This window comes from Emticicia soli (genome assembly GCF_037860775.1).
GTDB lineage: Bacteria > Bacteroidota > Bacteroidia > Cytophagales > Spirosomataceae > Emticicia > Emticicia soli.
Genome location: NZ_JBBEWC010000007.1, coordinates 133,358 through 158,640, shown reverse-complemented (window position 1 = coordinate 158,640; position 25,283 = coordinate 133,358). Strand labels below are relative to the sequence as shown.

The window sequence follows — 25,283 nt, the reverse complement described above, 5'->3', positions numbered from 1 at the left end:
ATCGTATGTTTGTCAGTAAATTGCGGCAAAATTACGTTTAGCCATAAAATTGTCAAACATATTTTATATAATAAACGTGATAAAAGCATTACTTTCAGCAATTAATCTGGAGTATATAATTAAAGCAAGAATTGAAATAACTAAATCAATAGAAAAGTGAGCGAACAACATAAACCTGTCATTGGCATTAGTATTGGAGATTTCAACGGTATCGGGCCTGAGGTAATACTAAAAGCAGTTGGGGCTAATCGTTTGAACAAAATCTGCACGCCGGTTATTTATGGCTCTGGCAAAATCGTCAATCGCTATCGTCAGCAATTAGATTTGAAAGACTGGCAGTTTTTTACGATTCAGAAGATTGAACAGATTAACCATAAGCAAGTAAATGTTATTAACTGCGTTAATGACCAGAATATAGAAGTACAACCAGGTAAAATAACGCCGGAAGCAGGAAAACTGGCTTTTGAAGCCCTTAAAAGAGCAGTTGCCGACCTAAAAGCGGGTAAAATTGATGCGCTGGTTACTGCACCTATCAACAAGCACAATATTCAGAGCGAAGAATTCAATTTTCCGGGTCATACAGAGTATCTGGCAAAGGAATTTGAATCAGACAACGAACTAATGTTTATGGTTAGTGAAGACATTAAAATAGGAGTTGTAACGGGGCATCTACCACTTGACCAAGTAAAAACAAAGCTTACAAAAGAACTAATTATAAAAAAAATAGAGCAGATTCACACTTCACTCAAAAGAGACTTTGGTATTCAGAAACCTAAAATAGCTGTATTGGGTCTGAACCCACACGCTGGTGAAAACGGGCTTTTGGGTAATGAAGAAAAAGAAATTATTCAACCTGCTTTGAACGAAATCAAAAAGAAAGGCACCCTGGTATTTGGGCCTTTTCCGGCTGATGGTTTCTTTGGCACCGCTTCATGGAAACAATATGATGCTGTGTTGGCTATGTATCACGACCAAGGCTTAATGCCATTTAAGATGCTTGCTTTTGAAAACGGCGTAAATTTTACAGCCGGACTACCAAAAGTACGTACATCGCCCGACCACGGCACTGCATACGATATTGCAGGTAAAAATATAGCTGATGAATCTTCGATGATTCATGCCATTTATACAGCTATTGATGTTGCAAAAAACAGAGACGAACTAAGCGACCTGGAGCGTAACTCATTGAAAAAGAAAACCATTGTATTGAAAGAAGCCAGTATGGAGGATTAATTAGGATTGAGCGAGTTTGTGATTTTGTGAATGAGTGATTAGCACGCTACAATAATAGATAAACATGGCCAACAGAATTTGATTTTTGTTGGCCATGTTTTTTAAGATAACTCTAAATCTTCGAAGGGGCTTCTGATATTGGCAAGGTCAACCTGTGCAATCTGATAATACATTGAAGTGGTTTGCAGGTATTTATGGCCTAAAATTTCTTTTAGTAGATGAATATCAATACCACGTTCAAGGCAGTGAACCGCATAGCTATGCCGCAGGGTATGTACGGTTGCGTTTTTTTCAATTTTGGCCTTTACCAAAGCTTGCTGAAAAACTAATTGCACACTCCGGGGGCTATAAGCCTTACCCTTCTCACCTACGAATAATAAGTCTTTCGGATTATGTTTATCAAAATACGCTGTAAGAATCGGAATCAGCTTCTTCGGTAGTTTCAGTTTCCGGCCTTTATCTGTTTTAGACGGTGGAATCATGATATGCCTTTTTTCCATATCAAGGTCTTCTACTTTCATTATCAGAATATCGCTTAATTTTAAACCCATCGCATAAATAATAGCTACCAGTGCTTTATGTTTAGGATTATCGAGCACGCTAATGATACTTTCTATCTCAATTTCACTTAAAATCTCGGGTAAAGTATCTTCTTTCATTTCGCCTGAGGCTTTGATACCAAGCTTACGCTTAAAAATCACCTCGTAGAATAACTTGATTGCTTTACCTGCCTGCTTTGAGGCATCTGCCGTTCCACTTTTCTTTTCGCTTAATCCTAATAAATAACTAGAAACAAGTTCATCAGTAATTTTACTTTGAGGTAAATCTCTGAAATGATTATAGAAAACAAATATAGCATTACGGTAAGCGGCAATCGTTTGGGAGTTGTACTTTCCCTTTCTTAATATCTCTGTAAATCTCTCAATCAGATGGGTCACAGTTGCGCAATTTTTAGTGTAAAATAGGATTTAACGAATATTCACTTTTTGGACTAAAATAAAAAAACAAAGTCACAAATTTTACAATAAAAAAACCATACTTAAGAAAGGTTTTATTATAAAATTTACAAGTGCCTGACAAATATTACAAAAAATGCGGCTAGATGTAGATAAAAAAAGAAAAATAAGTATTTTCAGGTTTTAATTGATGAACCTGTTTAAACTTATTTCTTTTGACTACGAATGGCTATTATTTACTCATATTTCATCTATTATTTCGTCCGTAGCGATGCTACGCACTCAATAAATAGCTTCATCTGAGTAAATACTAGCTCATTCTCGTCATTAAATAAAAAGTTTAAACAGGTTCAATACCTAAACCACTATTATGCTCCTGACTTTTATTGCTATTTATTTGCTGGGTACTATCCTTATAGGCTGGTTCGCATCAAAATTTGTAAAAACAGCCAATGATTTTGCCATAGCAGGTCGGAGAATGCCTACATACGTGGTAGCTTCAGCGCTATTTGCTACTTGGTTTGGGTCCGAAACAATTATGGGTGCTTCTTCCGAGTTTGTTGAAAATGGATTATTAGGAGTTATCGAAGACCCTTTCGGCGCATCGTTGTGCTTGCTATTAATAGGGCTTTTTTTTGCACGGCCTTTATACAAACTAAATATACTAACTTTTAGTGATTATTTTAGCATTCGATACGACAAAAAGGTAGAATGGATTTCAGCACTTTTCCTGATCCCTTCATACTTTAGCTGGATAGCAGCTCAATTGGTTGCTCTGGCAATTGTATTACAGGCAATAGCAGGTATTCCTTTCTTGTATGGTGTGCTAATATGTGCCTCAGTAGTGGTGTTTTATACCTACGTAGGCGGTATGTGGTCGGTTGCTATTACAGATACAATTCAAACAGCTATTATTATTGTTGGTATGCTAATACTGATGTTTGAAATGGTAGGAGCCATAGGTGGTTGGGGCCAAATAATTGAAAAAACACCTCCTGAATTTTTCAGAGTTATTCCAAAAGACCAAACGGCACTAAGCTGGATTACTTATTTTGGAGCCTGGATTACAATCGGATGGGGGTCTATTCCACAACAAGATGTATTCCAGCGTGTTTTATCAGCAAAATCAGAGAAAGTGGCAGTCAGAGGGGCATATTGGTCAGCATTTATGTATTTATCCATTGCCTGTATGCCATTGGTAATTGCACTTTGTGGAACAATGCTATACCCAGATATAAAACAAGGAGATACCCAGATGACAATTCCTTATCTGGTATTACACCACTCGGGTTTAGGTATGCAGGTTTTATTTTTTGGTGCCTTATTATCGGCCATTTTAAGTACTTGCAGTGGAGCCATACTTGCTCCCGCAACGGTAGTAGGCGAAAACCTTCTGAAACCTCTCTATGGAGAGAAAATTTCTGACAAACGTTTGTTACAAATCATGCGCTTATCGGTTATAGGTATAACTATCATTAGTGTGGGTTTATCGCTCTATAAGGCAGAAATATATGAATTGGTGGGCGAATCATCGTCGTTAAGCCTAGTGGCTTTATTTATACCCTTAGTTGCAGGTTTATATTGGAAACGCGCCTCGGCTTTGGGTGCTATTCTGTCGATGGTAGGCGGTACGACAACCTGGCTGATATTAGAGTTTTATCCGACCGAAATACCAAGTATTATCTGGGGTTTGTTAGCGAGTATTACAGGTATGTTAGTAGGTTCTTTTATCAAGAAAAATGGCAAAATTCATATCGGTTGATGATTATATCAACCATCAACCACTACATTTACAACAGCTAATCCAAAGGCTTCGGGTTTTGATTATGAATGCTCATCCAAAAATGCGAGAGCATTTCATGATTAACACGCCTATGTATGCCGTCAAAAAAGATGTTTGCTATTTTGGCAAGATACACCCGGTTAAGGGCCTAGAAATTGGTTTTCTGAGAGGCTTTCAACTCTCAAACGAGCAAGGCTTGCTTGAAGCAAAAAGTAGAAAATTCATTCATGGCATTACGCTACTTGATATACACGACCTGAAAGCAAAAGAAACCGCTTTTCTGGAAATATTGCAAGAAGCATTGATACTGGACGAAATCAACGAAAAATCTATTTTTTCAGAAATCTTACAGGCTGGTCGACAAAAGAAAAACAAATCATAAAGAATTGGCTATGTTCTGGGCAGCTATCCAGCCGCCTGTCCATGCTGCCTGAAAATTAAAGCCACCCGTAATGGCATCAATATTCAACACCTCACCTGCCATATACAAGTTAGGATATTTTTTCAGGCTGAAAGTATCGAAATCAATCTCTGCTAAATCAACCCCTCCTGCTGTTACAAATTCTTCTTTAAATGTACTTTTTCCATTCACTCTCAATCGGCTGGCAGTAAGTTGCTCAACTAATTTGGCAATGTGTTTTTTTCCGGTTTCAGCCCATTTCTGGTACTCTCCTATGCCTGCTGCTGCACACAAGCTCTTCCACAAGCGAATCGACAAGCCGAATTCGGCATTGGCTAAAACATTCTTTTTGGGCTGATTAACAATTTGTTGGTGTAAATGCTGCCTTATACTTTCGGTATCGGTTTTACCCAACCAGTTTACAATCACATCAAATTCATAATTTGCTTCGTTCAAAGCCCTTGCTCCCCAGGCTGATAATTTTAAAATAGCCGGCCCTGATAAGCCCCAGTGTGTTATAAGTATTGCCCCTTTTGAAGAAAATGCACTAAGTGCTTTATTTTTTGCATCACCTAATTGGCAAAGTACGTTTTCTACACTTATACCCATTAAATCTTCCAGGCGCTCGTCTTTGATATTGAATGTAAACAACGAAGGTACAGGTCTAACAATGTTGAGGTCAAGGTTTTGTAATAATTTCCAAACGGCGGTATCGCTACCCGTGGCAATCATTAATTTTTTGGTTTGGTATTGTTTATCGCCAATTGTATTCAATCGCCACTCATTACCAACATTTTCAATACTTTCAACCCTTGTATTTTTAATAATCTCGATTCTGCTCTGGTAGCAAGCCTCTATAAAACAATCGATAATACTTTGCGATGAATTGCTGAGCGGAAACATTCGTCCGTCGGCTTCCTTTTTTATCCTTACTCCTCTTTTTTCAAACCACTCAATAGTATGTGTAGGATTGAACTGCTGAAAAGGCGCAAGTAACTCCTGATTACCACGAGGGTAATAATTAACCAGCGCAGAAGGCTCAAAACAAGCGTGTGTAACATTGCAACGGCCACCACCCGAAACCTTTACTTTTTGTAAGACCTCCCTACCCCGTTCCAGAATTGCAATTTTAAGATTTTTATTTTTTTCGGCGGCATTTATAGCTGTAAAAAATCCGGCAGCGCCACCGCCAATTATGATGAGGTCGTACATATAGTAAAAGTTTGTATAAAAAAATCACCTTAGACAATACACCAGGTATTAACTAAGGTGACAATTATTTCTGCAAAGCAAGTGTATCAACAGCAGATTTCAAAACCTATGAGAAGTATTCTACTTCATTTTAGTTCAAAATCTTACAAGTCGATAAATTATGCATCGCTTATTCTTTCACATATTTTCCTTCAAAATAAACTCTTTTTTCACGAAGCAACTCCAACAAAGCAGCAACTTCCGGAACATCTTGACCAAATTCGAAAGTTACTTTGTGCTTTGTATCATTTTTCGTGATTTCTATCCACTCTGAACCACCATCAGCACAGTCAGGACAGCCCAGTGTTTCTTCTAATTTTTTGAATCTTTCAAAATCAACATTGTTTAATACCGATGTGATATAGTCAGTTGTTAATTTCTCAGTATAAGTTACCGGGTCACCGCCATTTGTTCCACGTCCTCCGTTCTGATAAACAGTAAAAGCTGCTTCATCATTAACCAGAGTAATTTCTTTTTTACATGGCCCTAAACACATACCAAAGGCTGTACCATATTTAATAACAGTTCCATCTAAAGTGTCTTGTTTTTGTACCTGTGACTCTTTGTCACAAGCCAGAAAAGAAAATGTGGAAAGAATGATTGCTACAAAAAGTTGAATTTTCATTTTAATAGTAGATTTTTGTGTTTGAATATTAGATTTCATTATTAGGATTCCCTTTAGCTTAAAAAGGTTGGAAACATGACTACAAAACAGATACAAATTATTGTCCAGGCTGTAGGTGCGGCAGAAAAAAACATTACTAACACCATAACTTTACTAGAAGAAGGAGCCACAGTACCCTTTATTGCCCGCTATAGAAAAGAAATGACAGGCAGTATGGACGAGGTGCAGATTGCCTCAGTAAAAGACTTATACAACAAGTTTCTGGAGGCCGATAAACGCAGAGAAGCCATTATAAAATCGATTGAAGAACAAGGCAAAATGACGCCTGAACTGCTTAATAAGCTACAAAATGCGTATTATCTGAACGAACTTGAAGACTTATATCTACCTTATAAACAAAAGCGTAAAACCCGTGCAAGTATAGCTATCGAAAAAGGCTTGGAGCCATTGGCTAAAATTATTTTTGCTCAAAAAGACAGAAACATTGAAGGCATAGCAGAAAAATACCTCAACGATAAAGTAGAAAGTGTGGAAGATGCGCTACAAGGTGCGCGAGATATTATGGCCGAATGGATAAATGAAGATATTCAGGCAAGAAATGCTGTACGTAAGATTTTTGAAAGAGAATCGATTGTAACGGCTAAAGTTAAGAAAGGTAAAAAAGAAGAAGGAGCTAAATATCAGGATTATTTCGAGTTCTCTGAGCCATTATCCAGAATCCCTTCGCACCGCTTGCTGGCTATCCGCCGTGGAGAAGAAGAAGGAATTTTGTCGGTTGATATTTCGATTGAAGCGGAAAGAGGAACAGATGCCCTTGACCGTATTTATTTAAGAGGCTTACCGGAAGCCAAAGACCAAGTGGCTGATGCCATTACAGATTCGTACAACCGCTTGTTGAAACCGAGTATCGAGAACGAATTTTCGAATATATCAAAACAAAAGGCTGATGCTGAAGCTATCAAGATTTTTGCGGCTAATTTACGCCAATTACTGTTGGCATCGCCTCTAGGTCAAAAAAGAGTAATGGCGATTGACCCTGGATTCAGAACAGGTTGTAAAACTGTAATACTCAACGAACAAGGCGATTTGTTGCACGACACAGTAATATACCCAATGGATAGAAAAATGGAAGCTGAGGGTGTAGTGAAGAAACTGATATATGATTACCAGATACAAGCCATTGCGATTGGTAACGGAACGGCCAGCCGTGAGACCGAAAGTTTCATAAAATCGTTAAAATTAGACAAAATACAGGTGCATGTAGTCTCGGAGCAAGGTGCTTCTATTTATTCAGCTTCTGAAATAGCCAGAGACGAGTTTCCGAAAAAAGATGTAACTGTGCGTGGTGCGATTTCTATTGGCCGCAGACTGATGGACCCGCTGGCTGAGCTAGTAAAAATTGACCCGAAATCTATTGGTGTGGGGCAATACCAACATGATGTTGAGCAAAAGATGCTGAAAGAAAGCCTCGATTCTGTAGTTGAAAGTTGTGTGAACCTTGTAGGTGTTGAATTGAATACCGCAAGTAAGCATTTGTTAAGCTACGTGTCAGGTCTTGGGCCTGCCTTAGCGCAAAACATTGTTGATTACAGAGCGCAGAATGGTGCTTTCAACTCAAGAAGTGAATTGAAAAAAGTACCACGTTTGGGTGCAAAGGCTTTTGAGCAAAGCGCTGGTTTCTTACGTATCAACGGAGCGAAGAATCCGCTGGATAATTCGGCGGTGCACCCTGAGACCTATGCTATTGTCGAAAAAATGGCAAAAGATATTGGTTTGAAAGTAAGCGATTTGATTAATAATCCTCAGATAAAATCAAAGATTAACCTCAACAATTATGTAACGGCTACAGTTGGTTTGCCAACACTTAATGATATTCTATCAGAGCTACAAAAGCCGGGACGTGACCCCCGTGAAGCCCTAGAAGAGTTTGAGTTTGCAGCCGATGTACACAAAATAGAAGATTTGCGAGAAGGCATGGTATTGCCTGGTATTGTAACCAATATTACTGCTTTTGGCTGTTTTGTTGATGTGGGCGTTCATCAGGATGGCTTGGTACATGTGTCACAAATGGCTAACCGATTTATAAAAGACCCGAACGAAGTGGTGAAGGTTCACCAGAAAGTACAGGTAAAAGTAACTGAGGTTGATATAGCCAGAAAACGCATTGCGTTGAGCATGAAACTGTAGTGCCAATTGAGTATCAGGCACTTATAAATTATTTTTTTATTGATGAACTTTTGAGACCGGATTTTTGTCATATAATGACCATGGGGACGACCGGTTTTGACGGCGTGAGTGGTTGCGAGTAAAAGCATGTCAGGAGTTGGTAGAACCTCCTGTTAAAAATTCTTCCGAACAATAACTGGCAATACTTCGTATGCCATGGCTGCTTAATTCCGGAGTGAATTAACCTTTTAGCCACATTCTGCCCTAGCTAACCTCTGCTGCAGGGAGTTCAGAGTGTCGATCCGCAGAGGCGATTAATTGCGGGGAACTTGTCTTTAATTAGTATTTAGGTTTCTAAGGAAAAGCTTCGGTATGTCGAACACCTAACTTTTCTCGAAAAATAAGATCGAATAAACATGTAGAAGGCTCGACAAGTGCCATGTTCGGACCAGAGTTCGACTCTCTGCGTCTCCACAAACCAACGTAAACGCCTGAATATTAGGCGTTTACGTCAAAGTGATACAAAGCCACCTGTATCAAACCACACAACAAGAAAAAAAACTGTGATTATTAAAGACATTGTTCTACACGATAAGGGTGGAGACCTTGCCGCCCGTTGGTACATTGAATACTACAAATGCAACCTGAATAGTGATAAAAGAGAGCGTTGCAGAGAATGGATTTCTAAAAAATTAGACTTCAGAGAAAGAAAGAAATTTGCAGATAACAGGATTGAGCAACTAAGCAAGATTACACAAGACGTAAGTGTCGAAGCGATTGAAAAAATCAAGGTTTCTTTAAATGACTTGATAGATAATTCAACACTTCGGAAAAAATCGAAGTCTACTTATAAAACTTGTGTTAAACAGTTATGCTTGTATCTGGAAGAATATACCACTATTACAAATATTCGTGAAATTGATAAAGATATTGCTATTGACTTCTTGGAATCGCTTACCATTGAGTATCACGCTAACACTATTACCAGTGCAAGGAATCATTTATCATCTACTTTTAGTTTGGCAATGGATGAAAAATTCATTGCTATAAACCCATTTCAAGGTATTAAACTAAAGCTACAAAAAGATGAGGGCGATTTTAATACACCTTTTAGCGACCACGAGAAAAAGACCATCGAAGAGCATTTAATTGAAAATAATTATAATCTATACCTTTTTACTCGGTTTGTATTCTACGCTTTTTTACGGCCAAAGGAATTGCGCCATATCATGGTGGGTGATGTTGATTTAAGGCTAAAAACCATAAAAATAAAAAGTGATGTATCTAAAACTAATTCCCGGGATATTATCCCGATTTTGAAACCATTGTACAGCCTAATTACTGAAAATGGATTGTTGAATTATCCATCAAATTATTATCTTTTTGGTAAAGGTTTGAAGCCATCGCCCGAAAAACTACCAGATAACCTTGCTACAACTTTACATAAAGAGGTTCTGGAAGAGTTGGAGATATACAAAGAACGTGTTACTACGCTATACGCTTGGAAGCATACGGGTAATATTCACGCATATCTTGCCGGAATGGATATAAAAATGATTCAGCGAATTAATAGACACAAGAGTCTTGCTACTACCGAGATATATTTAAAGAAATTAGGCTTGTTTTTAGATAAAACCGTTTTTGATTTCTCGTATTGAATGAACGCAAGAAAGCCCTTGTTTAAGGGCTTTTTTTATGGAGTTTGCTTTTGGGCTGCTTTAGCTTGACTTGCCGCAATTATTTTGTTATACGCTTCTAATTTGTTATGTCGTGAAATATACAGGTCGTTAAATAATATTTCAATTAAAGTAATCAAATGCTCTGCTTCTGTAGGGTCTACATCAATTATTAAATTAATATCATGTTCCATGTGAGCACCTATATTCCCTATTTTTCTCACTGCGTCTATAGCATCCCAAAGTATGGGGTCAATTAAATCTTTGATAGCATTAATTTCTGCGTGAAGAGTTTTTTTATCAGTAATACTATAAAAATCTCTAATTATACCTTGTAGGCATCTTCTTGAAAGAGTTGCTGATGCTTTTGGGCTTAATTCGACAATCAAACAGGCTTCCAAATAATCTTGTCTTAGAGCCAGAGGGATATATTCAGGAAATATCCTTGAATTAGATGAGGGTAATAAATTCCAATTTTTTAGTACACTTTTGTTCTTCCAAAAATTTGGCATATTTGGCAAATTTTCTATTTCTGTTAAAGTTGCAGTTAAAACAGGTTTCTTACATTGTTTGTTCGGACATACAATCCAAGTTGTTTTTACGCTTAAGCTATTACTTCCGTTGGATTCAATTAAGTCACTTTTGCTTCCTTTAGCTAAATTATTCTCAGCTTCAGTAACATAAGTAATTTCAGTGTCGCGGTTACAATATGGGCAAGTCCAGTGCATTGTTGTTTAGTTTTGGTTGTTTAAAAATTAGTTTTTTTTCAATTATCGTATACAACGTATAATATTGTATTTTCGGTTCCCGAAGAATAAAGAGTATTTGTAATATTAAAAGTTTTTATGACTGGCTAAAAGAAAAAGTCAAAAAAGTTGCAAAAATAACCTACCATTCTTACCATATCTTACCCGTTCTTACCATATCCTACCATATCTTACCATAGTAGCTAAAATCTTAAAAGCCTAAAAATCAATATATTATAATTTATTTTCTTATTTTGGGTAAGATGGTAAGATAAAATAAGCAAATAAACATTGAATTTCATAACTCGCTGATAGTTAACAGTTTGCACAGTTTTTTGTTTTTACAGGTATGGTAAGATAGAATTGCCAAAAATGTTACCCAAATGCGTTTTTTGACCTAAATAGGTTAAAAAACGCATTTTTTGTATAAAAAAATGTTTGTATTATTCTAAGAATGTAGAATTGTGAAGAATTGAAAAGAGGTGTGCTCAGGATATTAGTAGTAGATTTTTAAAAAGTTTGCAGAAATAACCTACCATTCTTACCATCTTACCCAAAAATGCACTCCATTAATTGCAGAAAATCGAACCTTTTTCTTTTAGCCAGTCAAAAACCTTAACATAGCTTTATGTTTTAGAAAATATTTACAACTCGGTATACACTAAAATCGGCATTTATTATATATTTGAATTACTTTTAAACTTAAAACCTATCTTTATGAAATTAATTCAAGTTTCCGATTTCGCAGGTGTTACACTATTGATTAACACAGCGCATATAATTAGAATAGCTCCCTTGCGTGAAGGTGGCCTAGAACTAACTATGACAAATGGCGAAAGGATTCCAATAAAAGGGGATTTAAAATCATTTACAGAATATTTAATCAAAGACCCAATTATTAATCTTTAAAAGCAACAAATCCCCCATTTTCTTCGGGGGATTTTTGTATCTTATTATAGATAAAAATTAAAAACTTATCTTAATCTTCAAATTTCCACCGCCATCATAATCATATTTCGGCCTTCTCAAAAATTCAAATAGAAACCAACCCATTAGCAGGTATAATGCTTTTCTTGATAGCTTGTTAATAGCCATCAATATACCCGTACCAAGCAATATTACTAATTGCGTATCTGATACGGCACTAATCGCATACGGGAAAATACCACCTTCGTACAACGCAAGCCCGTAACCTGTACCGAATCTTTCATCTTTTACGAAAATCGCTTCGGGCATCACCAAGTTATCTGTAATAATCTTATCCGCTATCAACCTATCAGGGCGTGAAGACTTGAGATAAAAGCGTACCTGTTTACTATCGTAGGCGTGCATTCCGATTTTGGTCGGATGGGTATGCACGGCCAGCGGCAAATTACCCCTATCTACTATTTGCCGTATCTTTTCACTCCACAAGGTTTTATTTGGGTTGTATGATGTGGCATTATTAGAGCCTAAAACCTGATGGAATGCTACACAGGTTAATTTGCTTTCTGTGGCTGATAATTCAAACAGGCCACCCCGTTCTAAGGATGGGTTATAGATGGCTTTCAGTTGATTCATTATAGCAACAGGAAACACGATTGTAAGCGGCCGTTGTAGGGAGTATTCACGGCCAAATGAATTAGGCCGAAACCGTAAGACTTTTTTGTCTAAAAGATTGTCAAATGATTGCATTATGATTGAAATATGATTGAAAAAAGATTGAATTATGATTGTAATAAGATAGAAACACCCCCGAAAAAGCCCCTTATTTGATGCCTTTTGGGTAGATAATCATTAGGATTTGTTCGTCCGTTGCTAGTCTCCTAAAGTCTTTTATAATAGTAAAGACCTGTTTATCATTGAAAGACTGCTTTCCTTTCTGCCATTCTACCGCTACCCGTGTTTCTTCTGATACAAAATAGTTGAGGTCTGATACGTCAACGCCTAGCATCTCGGCAATCATTTGTTTATTCCACCTCAAAACAGCTTTAAATTTCTTTGCTTTCATCTTAGAATTGTTGCATTTATCTTAAACTTTCCTTGAATTTAGTCAAAATAACTCAAATTTACAAGTTTTTAAGATAATTTATCTACATACATTTGTATCACAATCAGACACCCAATAGGGCTAATTTAAACACAAATGGCAAAATCCCGTGCAAATGGAAACAAAGACTATGTAAACAACAACTACAACGCAAACGTGGTAGATGCGGTGGGAGTGCCGATATTACCAATCGTAAAAACCTTTAGTGCAAGGGGGCTGGATTCGATAAAATGGGGATATGATAGAAATGGCCTAATTGTAGAAACAGGTTGGAGCGCAAAAATAGACCTATATCGAACCATAAACGATACTAGCCAACCAGTTTCGGCACGAGTTCAAGCAATCGACACCCGTGTAATTACTTTAGTTTCCGATGCTAAAACCTACATGGCAGCGTATCAGGCTTATGCCGATGCACAAAAGGAAATAGACGAACTCTATGCCATGATACCCCATATTTTCAGCTTGGGTTTATCGCAGGCAAGCGACAAAACGGCAGGTGCATTTTCGTTAGTGCCTGGCATATTCTTAACGGGTGTAAAGCTACTGGCAAAATCGCAAAAGCCTGATGACTACAAAGTAATTATGCAACAGCTACAAAAGAAGCTGATACACCTTGAAAGCGAAGTAGGTGCATTGGGTATTCTGAAAAGCAGCTTAACAGGCGAATACGCAAAATTCGATAAGGTGGTAAGTGATGCAGGCAGAAGCGCAAACATAGCTACTAACAATTGGCTTTGGATAGGCATAGGTTTATTGGTTCTTTTTATTTTAATCAAACGCAAGCAAGCATGAAAAGGAAATACATAATAATTGCAATCCTGATAATCATTGCTTCTTACTATGCACGTGTAGTGCTAGCGGCACAACGTTTATACTTTGCCGTTGGCAGTATTAAGAATCTAAAACTATCAGGCGGTGTAATTACATGGCGGCAAATAATCAGGGTAACAAACGGCGAAAACGTGGCAATTCCTATTACTAGCGCAAACATCGAAAACCGTATTAATAACAGTACAATTGGCCGAACGATTTTGGCACAGTCGCAAACGATAGCGGCACGGAGTAGCACAGATTTATTGCTAGATGTGTATATACCTTTATCTGATTTACTGGGCTTAAGTTTAGAAATTCTTAATACTGTAAAGACGGGCTTTGTATCCTTTGAACTCGCTGGACACGTTCGGGCATTGGGTGTAAGTGTCCCTATTTCTCAAAAATTCAACTTAGACTTAAAACACTTATTTTAAATGAATGGACTAGATGGCGGATTCAGTTCTTGGTACTTCCAAAACATGGATTCATTCACGCAAATGCAGGTTCAGCAAGCCCAAATACAGGCATCTGGTAAGGACAAATGGTGGGAGCAGTTACTAAATGGTGTCATAAAATATGGCGACCCATTTCTAACGATGTTGACTAAAAACGGCATCATTCCCAACAAAAATATACAGGCGGTAATCAAGGGGCAATACGACCAAAACGCTATGGCTCAGTTGATGGCCGCTAACGGCGGCAGCCTTGACAAAGCACCTGCACAAATCATTGACAGAAGCGCAAACAACAAGATTTTTGGTCTTGACACAAGCACTTTGGTACTAATTGCGGCGGCAATCCTACTGTTTATGGTAGGCAAAAAACAATAACAATTTTTCAACTTAAACTTTTTTAAAATGGCTCTTAGTAACAGAAAGCTAATAGGAACTTGGAAGAACGTGCCGGGTAGTGTTTTCCAAGCAATCACATTCGACAACGGCACAACCTTTTACCTTGCACAAGTCCTTAAAGAATACCCATTATCATTTTATATCCGTGGCAGGGGCTTAGCGCAGAACACAAATGAGTTTCAACTGGCATCGGGTGTAACTACTGATGACCTAACACAATTGGTTGAAAGTGATACTTATGGTGTACAAAAACCAAGTTCATTTAAAACCCCTGCGGGTTATGTGGAAAAATACGCCACCGACGGCACGGCGTTCTTTGTGAATGCAGAAGAACAAAGACAAGCCGATTTAGGCAATGATTCTGATGGCGATGGTGTGCCAGATACTCGCTCAGCAAACTTGTTTACACAGGCTACCGACTGGGTAAAAGCTAACCCCGTGCTAGCGGTAGGTATTGCGGTAGCGGTGTATCTCTTCATCCTTAAGCCTATGATGGGCGGCGGCAAAGGGAAGAAAAAAGGCTTGCTTGCTTTACTGTAAGCAACGAACCTGACCCGACAGTTTAGGGGGTAAACACCCTTTACCCCCACTAATTTAATCATTGATTTACTTAATTTCTTATAGCAATGCCAAAAATCAAAATGCCTAAAAAACCAAGTTTAAACTCGACACAAGCCACTTGGGACAAATACGAGAAACGAATGAAACAATACGTGGCATCTAAAAACGAACGTGTACGCCGTCGTGAACTCAAAGACAATCTGGTGTCGAAAATTAAAGTTTAATCTACCTGATAAGGGGGTATTCAACTGATAATAACCCCTTATTTTAAACTTACAGTCATGGATAGAATACGAACATGGATTGAAAACAACGGGGTTAAGTGCTACGAGATTCACAGCGTAGCAAGTAAAGAAAAAGTTGCAGAAAGAGACTGTAATGACACCCATGAAGCCATAGCCGAATTTGAAAAAGATTATGCTGTATTAAGTGATGGCAAATACTTTATCAAAGGGATGAAAGGCCCTAAATCTGACCGTGGGGCGGTTCGTATAGATTTTCAAATAGGTATCAATAACACTACCAATTATTTAGGCGGTATGACACTTGAACAAATAAAAGCCGAGGCGTATAATCAGGCTCGTAAAGATTTTGAATACGAGCAACTGGACAAGCGATTGACAGAATTAGAACGCAAATTCAAAGTTATAGTAACGGTCTTGGTAGACCTAACCGACGGCGACGAAAGCAACGACGAAAAAGCAACAAACGTGCTAGAAATGATTTCTAACGCAAAGGAAAATTTCGAGGGAGCAAAAGACATTCTGAAAGATTTTAAAATATAACCATCATGGCATCAACCGAAAAATACACTAATGAATTAAGAAATTTTGGGGCATTGTTTCTATCAGGATTCAACAACGATGTTGACAAAGCAGCAGAAGCCCTAGAGAAGTCAAACACGATTTTAAAAGACAACCCACGTATTATCCCGATGCTAGCCGATGAGGGAAACCAGAAACAAATCGGCGAAATTGTAACCTATGTGGAATCGGGTAAAGGTGATATTTTCAGCACTATCACTAAAGTACAGAAGTTAGCCAAAAAACTAAAATTCTAATCAAATGCAGTACGTCGCTATCATAGCCGCAATATTTACCTTATTTAAGGATACCTTTTCAGACCTTTTCAAACGTAAGGAAGTGCAATTTATACTAATTGGCTTGGGTGCTTATTATGTATATACAACTACCAAGAAGAAAGAAGAGAGAGAAGAGATACAAAACAATTTGCCAAACAACGAGGCGGCACTACTGGCACAAAGATTATTTAACGCTTTTCACCCCCTTGTCTCCGAACCAATTTTCGGGTGGTATCCACCTGACGGCACAGACGAAAACGCAGTAAAGGCCATTGCTATACAAATGGGAAAATTAAAGAACTACGCCGCCGTTTCGGAAGCCTATAAGTCTTTATTTAGTACTTCGTTAGATGCAGATTTACGGAGCGAGGGGGTTACTGATTTATTCTTTAATAATTATAATGCACAGTCAGGAACAACAACGATTCCAACAAACCCGACCAATCCGACAAACAATATTAGCGTAATGGTAGGTAGTAATGCCTTTGTCAAACAGGCAGGCGTAAATATACGGTCGAATAGCACGGGGCAGCCTTTACGCTTATCAACCAAAGGCGAGAACCTGGGCAGGGTTTTACAACTCGAAAACAAGACCGTTGGCGGCATTACGGGCATCTGGGCACAATGTGGCAAACCGACACAGGATTTAGGACTTTACAAGGACTATGTTTTAGTGTCGGCGCAATACCTTACATCAACTAAACCCTAGACAAATGGCACTCGCTTACATCGACAAAGTAACAAGCAATCGGGCGGCATTCGAGCAGAAAGTTACACAGATTGCAAGCCGTTTAGGGATTCAAGCAGATTGGTTGATGGTGGTAATGTATGCCGAATCTAAGTTGAACCACTTGGCACAAAATCCGAGTTCGTCGGCGGTCGGTCTGATACAATTTTTAGACAAGACATTGGCAGGTTTAGGCATCAACCGTACACAGCTTTTGAGCATGAGCAACGTCCAACAACTCGACTACGTAGAAAAGTATTTTGTAAATCTGGGCGTAAAGGGCAAAATGAAAGATGTGTACCAAGTTTGCTTGGCCGTGTTTCTACCAAAGCACATGAACAGCCCCGACAGCACCGTAATTGCTCAATCTGGTACAAATACCTATAATGCCAACAAAGGCATGGATATTGACAAAGATGGAGTTTTGAGCGTGGGCGATGTACGCAAGTGGTACGGGAAATACGTACCCGCCAATGTAGCAACAGGCAGCAATACAGTAGATGTAACTTTAATTTTAACAGGCATTGCAGTTTTATATTTAGTATATCAATGGAGCAATACGACGACACCGACGACAACACACCCTTAGCAGCTAGGTTGCTTTTTTTAGGGCTATTGGCTTTTATTTTATATGCCTGTTTTACTCCCGTTGTAGTACCAGTACCTAAACCACCAAAGGCAATTGTACCCCCTGTTTATCCACCGAGTGGTGGCGGCGGTGGCGGTGGTGGCGGTGGTGGAGACGACGGCAACAATGGCGGCGGCGATGGTGGCACAGGTGGAAACGGCGGCTTACAGCCACCCTTAACTTTTACGATAGGGATTTCGAGGGCATACCCTACAAGCGAGACCTACGACAACCAAGTTAGCCAAATGGCAGGCGGTGAAAGTAAATTCTGGTTTTATGGCAAAGAAAACCAACAGCCCTATCCAACGGGCGATTGGGTAACACAGGCAAACCAGTACACCACAATAGATTTACCGACGCACGCCATCAATGCCCGTGCTGGGAGTGATGGACAGCATCCCGAATTTGATACAGTTGTACCCAAAATTGAATATACAATTAAAGATTCGTCGGGTAATGTAGTAATGTACTGTAAGGATACTAAAGGCGGTTTTCATCCGTCGTTTAACCCGAACAAACGAGGTAACAACCACCCGAAAGAATCACAGCGGTATTTGCCATTTGGCACTTATACCATTGAATTTAAAAACCTGACTGAAAGCGATTTTGAAGTACCGCTAACATTTACTTTTAATCGTGCGAGTGGGTCGGTCGGCGAATACTTTCAGGAAACGGTGAACAAGGGGCAGACGGTTACAAAAACGCTAAACCTTGTTGAGCAATCAGGCAACAGTAGTATGTATAAATTAAATTGTAATTATTTACCTTAAAACAAATATGGGCGGATTAAAAACACTAGCAATTCTTGGCGGTGCGGGGCTTCTCGTCAACGAATTATCAAAAAGCAAAGACGGGCAACGTAGTGCAAACACTACCACACCCGCAAAACCTGTAATTGACAATCAGAAAGTTAAAGAAGAGATTCTAAAAGACCCTGTGGCATTGAGTATGTTACGAGGCGAAAAGGGCGACCCTGGCAATGGCTATAAAGCCACAATAGCCACGTCTACCAATATCGCTTTGGAGTTAAAGACCTTTACCCTAGCAACGGCGAATTTGGCCTATACAGTAGGTGCAAGGGTTCGGATTACTGCCAGTACAGACGTAACGAAATTCATGGAGGGCATTATCACGGCCGTTACTGCCACTACAATAGTTGTAGCGGTGGACACAGCAGAAGGCACAGGCACGTTTGCAAACTGGAATCTAAACTTAACAGGCGGCAGAGGGGCGGCAGGAACGCACGGCGCAAGTGGTGATTCTGCACAAAATTATGGTGCTTCGTTAATCAAAAACGGTTCATTGGAAGATAATAATCTTGGCCGTTGGACAGGCACAGGGCTAGCAATCGGCGCAGATAATGAGGGAATGCCGACACTAGAGGGAACAGCAGGCAACAATACCAGTTATATCTGGTTAAGAACTGATAAGCTCTACAAGGCTGAATACCTAATTAAAGGCACGGGCAACCACTCTATGTTAGTGAACCTTTACAAAAGGGATAATTCGGCAGCACCTAAAACCGACAATAGCGCAGGGGCATATTTTAAATTTAATTCGGCGATGCCTGCCAACTTTACAAAGGTTGTGGGTTATATCGGCGGCGTAGGTACAAACAATATAAACCTATCTGCTAATACTGTAAAAGCCAAAGTGTCTTTTATTGGGCACAATGGGGCATTAATTAGCCTTTCAAAATTGGTAGTTACAGAGGTAAGTCTAGGCGAGCCAGTACCGTATAATTTGCCTTATCTGCCAGCTTTTCAAACAGTCTATGACCCGACGACGGGTAAACTGGGAATGTTCAACGGCACGGCCGTTGTGTGGACTACTTAATAATTTCAATTGTTCAACTTAAAAAAGTCTTTAAAAAATGAATGTTAAAATAACAATCGGGGTAAGTCCTTATATCCTTAGTGCAGAAGACAAAAGCGTAATTGCAGAGGGGCAAACAGCATTTATTAGTATGCACACAAGTCCGTTAGTAACTGCACATGATTTAGTTTGTACCGAATCGGTTTTCAATGCAATAAAAGATACAGTTGGAACGATAAATGCACCTGCGTTAATAGCTAATTCAAGTGCACCAACTATTCCTAATCGGGTAAATTGTTACATCGAAAACGGTAGTTTGAAAATCAAAGCAGCATAATAAAACCTTATCAACTATACACTACAAAAAAGCCCTATATCAACCAGTATCAGGGCTTTTTTTGAAACTATCAGAAACAATGTCAAAATTTTCTAAACTACTACCATATCAACAGCAAGACGTAATTCGGGGCATTATGTTAGACGGCCTAACCTTTGTACAAATTGAAGATATGTACGGCGTGCCACCGGATGAAATATTAGAAATCGTCAACGCAAAGGCCGTAAAGCCTTACAATGAACAATTCAGTAAAGAACACCAAAACCAAGAGGCGGTACACAAAAAAACAATCTTTGGTTGGGTGAAAAAGAGCTTGGTTGTAAGTGCTATATGCTTTTTTGCCGTTGTGTTTATTCAGTCGGTTTTAGGCGGATTTAATACACAGGTAATGAGCGACAGCATTTTATACATTACTCACCCACTAAGCAAGGTACTTGATTTAGGCATCGCTATTGCTTTTATCGTCTTCGCCAAATATACCTTTTTCCCTATTCTAGCTACATTCATCAACGAGCGTGTAAATACGGTATCGCTCAAAGAAACCTTTCTAAATGCAAGCCCTGACAGCAAATTAAGGTTTTTAGCAATGATTGTATTATCACTATGCCTATTGGTCGGGTTAGTATTTTCAGCAGGGGCGCAAACAAATAGGGAGTGTATTATTCAGACGGCTGAAAAAGAGGTAGGCACGCTTGAAATCGGCGGTAACAACCGAGGGCAAAGAATAGACTTTTATCGTAGTATCTGTTTAGGCCGAACCGTCAAAAACTATTCTGACCCGTGGTGTGGGTACTTTGTAGGGTATGTTTATAATACTTGTAAGGTTAAACACTACGCAAAATTTGCACCACGTGCTAGAGACTGGTTTACAAATCCTAGTTTGATAGTCTATAAGAAGAACTTTAAAACAGGCATCGGCAAAGAACCAAAGTCAGGCGATTTGGTGGGGTATCGTTTTACAGGTGGAGAGATAGGCCACATTGAAATTTTGGTAGAATGGGGCAAAGATTACATTATCACTATCGGCGGTAATACCAGCAATAGCAATACGGTGTACAGAGATACAAATTCACGTGATGGTGTGCGAAAGAAAAAGCGTAGTATCAGTTCAGTTTATGCAGTTGCAAACCACATTGATTTATGAAAGAACTTTTAAGCAGTTGGCAGTCTAAATTAATAAGCCTGATATGTTTATTAGTAATTGTCTTTGCCGTTGTGTCCACTTTGCGCCAATGTTCACAAAGCACTCAAACCATAGGCAGCGGTATTGCTAACGTTTCGCCAATAGCCATTAAACAGAATACCGAAATAGTGGCACTCAATCAACGGATTGAAACGCTAGAAAACAAGATTGATAGCCTTACTTACCAATTACATAAAATTGATTCAGTACGTAATGAAAACTTTGCTAATACTCCTAACAAGTCTATTCGTTCATCTTACAGCGACATCGCAAAGCGATACACTAAGCAGCGCTGAAAAAGATAGTTTGGTGGCACTCCTACCACGTATTAACACGGAGCTAAAAGATTACGACCTATTAAAGCAAAAAATGTATATACAATTGGAGACCATAAAGGCATTGCAGGACAAGAGCAGGACGCAACAGGCGTTGAACGTTCGCAAAGAAATTAAGCTAGATACTTATGCTACTTCAATTATAAACTTACAAGCTACTACATTCACACTTACAACAGATTTAGCACGGACGAAGAAACAAAGATTTTATGCAAGGCTTGAAAATTGGGGGTGGCGTATCTTAGCGGCAGGACTGGCAGGCAAACTATTAAGGTTTTATTGATACATTTTTTCTTGTTTATTTATTGGTTATGAGTTATCCATGATGCAAAAAGCCCGATTCTGTCGGGCTTTTTTGTTAGTTGTAATAAAGTTTTCCACAATCTGTATAAATTGATTCTATAAATCTATTTATAGTTAGTAATTTTAGTAGTTATTTTAATTAAAAAATTCAACTTAAATTTCTTTTTTATGAAAACCCAAAACATCCTCCATGTATTAAGAACGACTCCAAGCCCTACTTTGGATGAAAAAACATTTAAAGAGGCATATAAAAATCATAGAGATTGGAGAAAAAAAGAGCATAAAAAATTCTTAGAAAATCTTGAAAAACTTGATTCATTTCCAATTAATGGTAATGAAAGGTTAGAATCACTTAAAAGAATATGTTCTGAACAAGAACAACACATAATTGAAGCTAGAAATCAAAGTGCTATATTATATCAGGCATTAAAAAAATAAGTTAATTTTAGAATGCAATATAGCTATGAAAGCCCGATTCTGTCGGGCTTTTTTGTTGTACAATAAAACTCAGTTTTTAATTTGTTAACAAATTTCATGCAGCATCCGGCTGATGGAGAGCAGAGCAGCTTTCTGCAGATGATTACCGGGACGAAATTTGTTAACATTTATTCCGCCCTATTAATTACGCTTGCAATATCAGATAGTTTTCTTTCAAGGTTTTTCTTATCATAATGAACATTCTGTAATTCTTTTCTTGTATCAAAGAAACGTTCTTTGTAATCATTCACAGAATCTACTTTCTTCGGATAATCCTTTATAATATAATTGATAATATCTGTACCAGTTTTCAAACCTTGTTCTTCGCCAATTTTATTGAGAATTTCTACTACATCATAAGGAATATCTCTAAGCATTATAGTTTTAAAATCTTTTGCCATAGTTTTATTATTTAATAAGCCAATAATTAGGTTTTTGTTATTCTACCAAGTGTCCTAGATAATTGCGTAATGGTATTCTTTCTTCATTTCTACTTTCGTTGATTGTTTCAATGTCTTCTAAATCTTGTATCAAATAATTTATTGTATTTAAAGACTGCTTTAAAAGTTTGTTTTCTTCTCGCAATCGGTTAATCTCGTCAGACGGTGGCAATCCCAAACCCAACAGTTCATAAATTGGAATCTCTAAAACTTTAGATATTTCATAAAGTCTATCAATAGATAATGTCCCTTTCTTTTCAAAAGCAAAGTAACTAGATTGAGATACACCCAACAGTTCTGCCATTGCATACATTGAAATTCTCTTCTGCTTTCTAATGGCAATAATTTTGTTAATTACATTTGTAGAAGTCATACATATATGTGTTTAAATCAGTTTTACTATTTTCTGCGTAGTGCTGGGAGTTCTAACTTTTTTATTTCATCGACTGGAAGACGAAACGAATATTTTAACGCATAATGAAAGACAGAATTAATAATGTGGTCGGTAAGCGATAGGTTTCTATTTGAACTATCCTTATGAAATTTCTTGATTAGTTCTTTTTCTTCTGGTGTTACTCTCATTATAATTGTTTCGGTTCGGTTAGAATCCCGTCTTGGTTTTCTGCCTTTCTTTTTCTCCGATTGTTCCATTAGCTTGTATTTTGTATATACAAAAAGCGGTTTACAACCGCTTTTCATTTTCCTAAAATGGTAAATCATCACCACCATTACCAGCACTTTCAACTGGCGGCGGCGTAGGTGTACTTTGCGCCGCTGGCGGTTGCTCCGTTGAATCGTCTTTTTTCGGGCTTAACAATTCAATGTTTTGGGCGTGTACTTTTATTGTAGGAATCCATTGCCCCAAACTGTCAGAATAATATTGGTCAAGTCTGAAACTGCCACGTACAAAGATTTTAACCCCTTTCTTCACAAATGGTGCAACTTTCAAATTATCAGTTGCACACTCAAACCAATTCGTTTTTTCTACTACGTTTTCACCGTTCTTTTTACGGGTGGTTACACCTACCGAAAAAGTAGCAAACTTTGTGTTATTAGATTCTCTGATTTCGGCATCTTTGCCAACATTACCGATTATTTGTATTTCTTGCATGATTAAATTGATTTATGATTGTTTAAAAATTATCTTTTAATAAGCCAAAATTTGTAATAAGTAGTCGAAAATGATTCACGGGCATAAATCTGTTTATAGCCTAGTTTATGCAATATTTCTGCGCATACTTTCATGTTTAAAGGCATTCCTTTTTCACGTTTAAACGCTTCTACTAAATCACTTAATTTATACAGTTTGCAGTCAATACGAATCAGGGGGCTAGAGTCTTTACAGGGTGGGTAATTCTCTAAAAAGAACTTTTCTATTTCGTCGTACTTCTCACGATTTACTAGCCAGTCGAAAAAGCCTAAAATTGATTTTCTCATTGTTATCGGGGGTTTTGATTTTTGATTGATTTTGTTTTTGGTTTCGGTTTTGCGTATGGGTCGGGGTAATAATCAGGGTCTAACAGCTTCACTTGCTCACCTTTTTTTGTTACAGGTTTCTTTATAGGTTCGGGCATTAACCTAGATTCTAGCTTTACATTTTCGGGTTCTCTCTCTCTCATTACATAGACTTGTGTACTAATGCCGCAAACGCTTTTCTTAATCTTCAATACTTTTAGTTTTGAAAGTATCTCACCAAGTTTTTTACCACTTAGATTTAAGCCAGATACACGAGCATTCAGATATTGAAGAATGTCGGTATTTGTCATGTAAGAACATCCACCAATTGGTAGTTCTTCAATGTGAAAATATGGCTCGAAGTATTTTAAGAATAGTTCTTGCTCAGGGCTTGCAGTTGTGAAGTCGGAGAAATCGCCGAATAACTTTTCTATCTCGTCTTTGTCAAACCAGTACTTAGTACCATGCAAATACATTGTATAGGCTTCCAACCAAACCCTATTAAGGTTGATTTTCGTTTGTACCCTATCAATATCAATATCAAGTATTTCAAAGGGTAAAAAACGGCGGTTTCCTGTGTTATCTGTCAGGAAGTCAAGCCCGTTAATACTACCGCAAAAGTTAGCCCTACGCATGATTTTAGTATTGTATTTGTCGTGTGGCAAGCGCAATGAAAGTTCCTTTTGTGTTATCAGGGTTTTCATTGTTTCAGCATCTTTTTTGTGCAATACTTTCAATTGGTCGTCGATATTGATAATGAAGAATTGGCCTAACATTATCCAAGTATCTTTGCTTTCTAGGTTCAACTTTCCACTATACAAATATTCGTGCAATGGTTTCGGGCATAGGGCGTTTAGAAAGGTGGTTTTGTATGCCCCTTGGTCGCCGATTAATACCATGCAAATCTGATTCTGACAACCAATAGGGCTTATCGCATTCGCTACTGATGCAATAAGCCAACGCTTTAAAGTTTCGGCAAATTCGGGTTGAGTTTTGCAGGTTACGCACGCAATTAGCTTATCCATTTCCAAATTTTTTTGGTCGAACTTTTCGGTTTTGCTCAATGCCAGGAAATACTCTTCAATCGGGTTAAAGGTCTTTGAAAAGTCAGAATGTATAATACTTGATATATCTGCAAAGTTTGCCCTATGGTCTGTTTTGCGGTCGAGAATCCGTAAAATAGTGTGAATATCTCTATCGGTTATTTCCTTAAAATTGTTCTCGAATTTTGGCGAAAATTCGATTTTGTACTTCATATAGTTGTATCGAAAATCGTAGTATTCACTTAAAGAATCTTCAATTTTTTGGCGTTTGCTCAAACGGCCTTTGAATTTTTTATTGTCTTTTATTTTCTTTTCTGGCACATCTACCAGAATTGCAGGCTCTTGTGCTTCTGTCATGGTGGTTCA

General features: G+C 38.1%; 34 protein-coding genes and 1 other RNA gene. 23 read left to right on the top strand and 12 right to left on the bottom strand.

What is annotated here, in order from left to right:
• Positions 1-156: 156 nt before the first annotated feature.
• Positions 157-1,233, top strand: a complete 1,077-nt coding sequence (gene pdxA, locus WAE64_RS12775) for a 4-hydroxythreonine-4-phosphate dehydrogenase PdxA (RefSeq protein ID WP_340237016.1) — start codon at positions 157-159, stop codon at positions 1,231-1,233.
• A 101-nt stretch (positions 1,234-1,334) separates the two neighbouring features.
• Here pdxA and WAE64_RS12770 read toward each other — a convergent pair whose 3' ends face one another.
• Entirely contained in the window at positions 1,335-2,171 is an 837-nt protein-coding gene (locus tag WAE64_RS12770; protein ID WP_340237015.1) for a tyrosine-type recombinase/integrase, read from the bottom strand.
• Between the two features lie 388 nt (positions 2,172-2,559).
• Here WAE64_RS12770 and WAE64_RS12765 point away from each other — a divergent pair, with 388 nt between their 5' ends.
• Positions 2,560-3,951: a high affinity choline transporter 1 gene (locus WAE64_RS12765; RefSeq protein ID WP_340237014.1), complete on the top strand. Its 1,392-nt coding sequence runs from the start codon at positions 2,560-2,562 to the stop codon at positions 3,949-3,951.
• Complete coding sequence (locus WAE64_RS12760) at positions 3,929-4,354, top strand: hypothetical protein (RefSeq protein WP_340237013.1); 426 nt, start codon at positions 3,929-3,931, stop codon at positions 4,352-4,354. Before WAE64_RS12765 ends, WAE64_RS12760 begins: the two co-directional genes overlap by 23 nt.
• Here WAE64_RS12760 and WAE64_RS12755 read toward each other — a convergent pair.
• Positions 4,349-5,584, bottom strand: coding sequence for a BaiN/RdsA family NAD(P)/FAD-dependent oxidoreductase (locus WAE64_RS12755; RefSeq protein ID WP_340237011.1), 1,236 nt, complete (start codon positions 5,582-5,584; stop codon positions 4,349-4,351). The genes WAE64_RS12760 and WAE64_RS12755 overlap by 6 nt on opposite strands.
• Positions 5,585-5,753: 169 nt before the next feature.
• Positions 5,754-6,248, bottom strand: coding sequence for a hypothetical protein (locus WAE64_RS12750; RefSeq protein WP_340237010.1), 495 nt, complete (start codon positions 6,246-6,248; stop codon positions 5,754-5,756).
• Positions 6,249-6,323: 75 nt separating this feature from the next.
• On the opposite strand from WAE64_RS12750, the gene WAE64_RS12745 reads away from it, so the two are divergent.
• The 3 genes from WAE64_RS12745 to WAE64_RS12735 all read left to right on the top strand — a co-directional run bounded on the left by WAE64_RS12745 (position 6,324) and on the right by WAE64_RS12735 (position 10,072).
• Positions 6,324-8,435 carry a Tex family protein gene (locus tag WAE64_RS12745; protein ID WP_340237008.1) on the top strand — a complete coding sequence of 704 codons (2,112 nt, stop codon included), beginning with the start codon at positions 6,324-6,326 and terminating at the stop codon, positions 8,433-8,435.
• A gap of 82 nt (positions 8,436-8,517) precedes the next feature.
• Positions 8,518-8,891, top strand: a transfer-messenger RNA (tmRNA) gene (gene ssrA, locus WAE64_RS12740).
• Positions 8,892-8,977: 86 nt separating this feature from the next.
• Positions 8,978-10,072, top strand: a complete 1,095-nt coding sequence (locus tag WAE64_RS12735; RefSeq protein WP_340237006.1) for a tyrosine-type recombinase/integrase — start codon at positions 8,978-8,980, stop codon at positions 10,070-10,072.
• A gap of 35 nt (positions 10,073-10,107) precedes the next feature.
• Here the strand turns inward: WAE64_RS12735 and WAE64_RS12730 are convergent, their stop codons facing one another.
• Positions 10,108-10,818, bottom strand: a complete 711-nt coding sequence (locus WAE64_RS12730) for a DUF4145 domain-containing protein (RefSeq protein ID WP_340237005.1) — start codon at positions 10,816-10,818, stop codon at positions 10,108-10,110.
• Between the two features lie 735 nt (positions 10,819-11,553).
• Here WAE64_RS12730 and WAE64_RS12725 point away from each other — a divergent pair.
• Positions 11,554-11,745: a LytTR family DNA-binding domain-containing protein gene (locus WAE64_RS12725; protein WP_340237004.1), complete on the top strand. Its 192-nt coding sequence runs from the start codon at positions 11,554-11,556 to the stop codon at positions 11,743-11,745.
• A 57-nt stretch (positions 11,746-11,802) separates the two neighbouring features.
• Here the strand turns inward: WAE64_RS12725 and WAE64_RS12720 are convergent, their stop codons facing one another.
• Both WAE64_RS12720 and WAE64_RS12715 read right to left on the bottom strand, forming a co-directional pair.
• Positions 11,803-12,510, bottom strand: coding sequence for a hypothetical protein (locus tag WAE64_RS12720; protein ID WP_340237003.1), 708 nt, complete (start codon positions 12,508-12,510; stop codon positions 11,803-11,805).
• Between the two features lie 73 nt (positions 12,511-12,583).
• Complete coding sequence (locus tag WAE64_RS12715) at positions 12,584-12,826, bottom strand: hypothetical protein (RefSeq protein ID WP_340237001.1); 243 nt, start codon at positions 12,824-12,826, stop codon at positions 12,584-12,586.
• 135 nt (positions 12,827-12,961) lie between these two features.
• Between WAE64_RS12715 and WAE64_RS12710 the strand changes: the two genes are divergently transcribed.
• The 16 genes from WAE64_RS12710 (at position 12,962) to WAE64_RS12635 (ending at position 21,940) form a co-directional block, all read left to right on the top strand.
• Positions 12,962-13,660 (top strand): hypothetical protein, encoded by a 699-nt coding sequence (locus tag WAE64_RS12710; protein WP_340236999.1) that lies wholly within the window; start codon positions 12,962-12,964, stop codon positions 13,658-13,660.
• The gene (locus WAE64_RS12705) at positions 13,657-14,115 is read left to right on the top strand and encodes an LEA type 2 family protein (RefSeq protein WP_340236997.1); all 459 of its coding nucleotides are present in this window, start codon (positions 13,657-13,659) and stop codon (positions 14,113-14,115) included. The genes WAE64_RS12710 and WAE64_RS12705 overlap by 4 nt, the downstream gene beginning before the upstream one ends.
• Positions 14,116-14,511 carry a hypothetical protein gene (locus WAE64_RS12700; protein WP_340236994.1) on the top strand — a complete coding sequence of 132 codons (396 nt, stop codon included), beginning with the start codon at positions 14,116-14,118 and terminating at the stop codon, positions 14,509-14,511.
• Positions 14,512-14,538: 27 nt separating this feature from the next.
• Positions 14,539-15,072, top strand: coding sequence for a hypothetical protein (locus tag WAE64_RS12695; RefSeq protein ID WP_340236992.1), 534 nt, complete (start codon positions 14,539-14,541; stop codon positions 15,070-15,072).
• 86 nt (positions 15,073-15,158) lie between these two features.
• Entirely contained in the window at positions 15,159-15,317 is a 159-nt protein-coding gene (locus tag WAE64_RS12690; RefSeq protein WP_340236990.1) for a hypothetical protein, read from the top strand.
• A gap of 57 nt (positions 15,318-15,374) precedes the next feature.
• Positions 15,375-15,878 (top strand): hypothetical protein, encoded by a 504-nt coding sequence (locus tag WAE64_RS12685; protein WP_340236987.1) that lies wholly within the window; start codon positions 15,375-15,377, stop codon positions 15,876-15,878.
• A gap of 5 nt (positions 15,879-15,883) precedes the next feature.
• A complete protein-coding gene (locus WAE64_RS12680) occupies positions 15,884-16,153 on the top strand; it encodes a hypothetical protein (protein WP_340236985.1) in 270 nt (89 codons plus the stop codon).
• A 4-nt stretch (positions 16,154-16,157) separates the two neighbouring features.
• On the top strand, positions 16,158-16,883 hold the full coding sequence (locus WAE64_RS12675; RefSeq protein WP_340236983.1) for a hypothetical protein: 726 nt from the start codon (positions 16,158-16,160) through the stop codon (positions 16,881-16,883).
• Between the two features lie 4 nt (positions 16,884-16,887).
• On the top strand, positions 16,888-17,490 hold the full coding sequence (locus tag WAE64_RS12670; RefSeq protein ID WP_340236981.1) for a transglycosylase SLT domain-containing protein: 603 nt from the start codon (positions 16,888-16,890) through the stop codon (positions 17,488-17,490).
• Entirely contained in the window at positions 17,451-18,299 is an 849-nt protein-coding gene (locus WAE64_RS12665; protein WP_340236978.1) for a hypothetical protein, read from the top strand. Before WAE64_RS12670 ends, WAE64_RS12665 begins: the two co-directional genes overlap by 40 nt.
• 7 nt (positions 18,300-18,306) lie before the next feature.
• Positions 18,307-19,365 carry a hypothetical protein gene (locus WAE64_RS12660; RefSeq protein WP_340236976.1) on the top strand — a complete coding sequence of 353 codons (1,059 nt, stop codon included), beginning with the start codon at positions 18,307-18,309 and terminating at the stop codon, positions 19,363-19,365.
• Between the two features lie 37 nt (positions 19,366-19,402).
• Positions 19,403-19,681 carry a hypothetical protein gene (locus WAE64_RS12655; protein ID WP_340236975.1) on the top strand — a complete coding sequence of 93 codons (279 nt, stop codon included), beginning with the start codon at positions 19,403-19,405 and terminating at the stop codon, positions 19,679-19,681.
• Positions 19,682-19,760: 79 nt separating this feature from the next.
• Entirely contained in the window at positions 19,761-20,825 is a 1,065-nt protein-coding gene (locus WAE64_RS12650; protein WP_340236973.1) for a C40 family peptidase, read from the top strand.
• A complete protein-coding gene (locus WAE64_RS12645; protein ID WP_340236971.1) occupies positions 20,822-21,160 on the top strand; it encodes a hypothetical protein in 339 nt (112 codons plus the stop codon). The genes WAE64_RS12650 and WAE64_RS12645 overlap by 4 nt, the downstream gene beginning before the upstream one ends.
• A gap of 13 nt (positions 21,161-21,173) precedes the next feature.
• Entirely contained in the window at positions 21,174-21,482 is a 309-nt protein-coding gene (locus tag WAE64_RS12640; RefSeq protein WP_340236969.1) for a hypothetical protein, read from the top strand.
• Between the two features lie 188 nt (positions 21,483-21,670).
• Positions 21,671-21,940 (top strand): hypothetical protein, encoded by a 270-nt coding sequence (locus WAE64_RS12635; protein WP_340236967.1) that lies wholly within the window; start codon positions 21,671-21,673, stop codon positions 21,938-21,940.
• 167 nt (positions 21,941-22,107) lie between these two features.
• On the opposite strand, the gene WAE64_RS12630 is transcribed toward WAE64_RS12635, so the two are convergent.
• The 6 genes from WAE64_RS12630 to WAE64_RS12605 are packed head-to-tail and all read right to left on the bottom strand — an operon-like array spanning position 22,108 to position 25,274.
• Positions 22,108-22,380 carry a hypothetical protein gene (locus tag WAE64_RS12630; protein ID WP_340236965.1) on the bottom strand — a complete coding sequence of 91 codons (273 nt, stop codon included), beginning with the start codon at positions 22,378-22,380 and terminating at the stop codon, positions 22,108-22,110.
• Between the two features lie 37 nt (positions 22,381-22,417).
• Positions 22,418-22,792: a helix-turn-helix transcriptional regulator gene (locus tag WAE64_RS12625; RefSeq protein WP_340236964.1), complete on the bottom strand. Its 375-nt coding sequence runs from the start codon at positions 22,790-22,792 to the stop codon at positions 22,418-22,420.
• 26 nt (positions 22,793-22,818) lie between these two features.
• Positions 22,819-23,070 carry a hypothetical protein gene (locus WAE64_RS12620; RefSeq protein ID WP_340236963.1) on the bottom strand — a complete coding sequence of 84 codons (252 nt, stop codon included), beginning with the start codon at positions 23,068-23,070 and terminating at the stop codon, positions 22,819-22,821.
• Positions 23,071-23,122: 52 nt separating this feature from the next.
• Positions 23,123-23,530 (bottom strand): single-stranded DNA-binding protein, encoded by a 408-nt coding sequence (locus WAE64_RS12615; RefSeq protein WP_340236962.1) that lies wholly within the window; start codon positions 23,528-23,530, stop codon positions 23,123-23,125.
• Positions 23,531-23,559: 29 nt separating this feature from the next.
• Positions 23,560-23,856, bottom strand: a complete 297-nt coding sequence (locus WAE64_RS12610; RefSeq protein WP_340236961.1) for a hypothetical protein — start codon at positions 23,854-23,856, stop codon at positions 23,560-23,562.
• A gap of 2 nt (positions 23,857-23,858) precedes the next feature.
• Positions 23,859-25,274, bottom strand: a complete 1,416-nt coding sequence (locus WAE64_RS12605) for a VapE domain-containing protein (protein ID WP_340236960.1) — start codon at positions 25,272-25,274, stop codon at positions 23,859-23,861.
• Between the last annotated feature and the right edge of the window lie 9 nt (positions 25,275-25,283).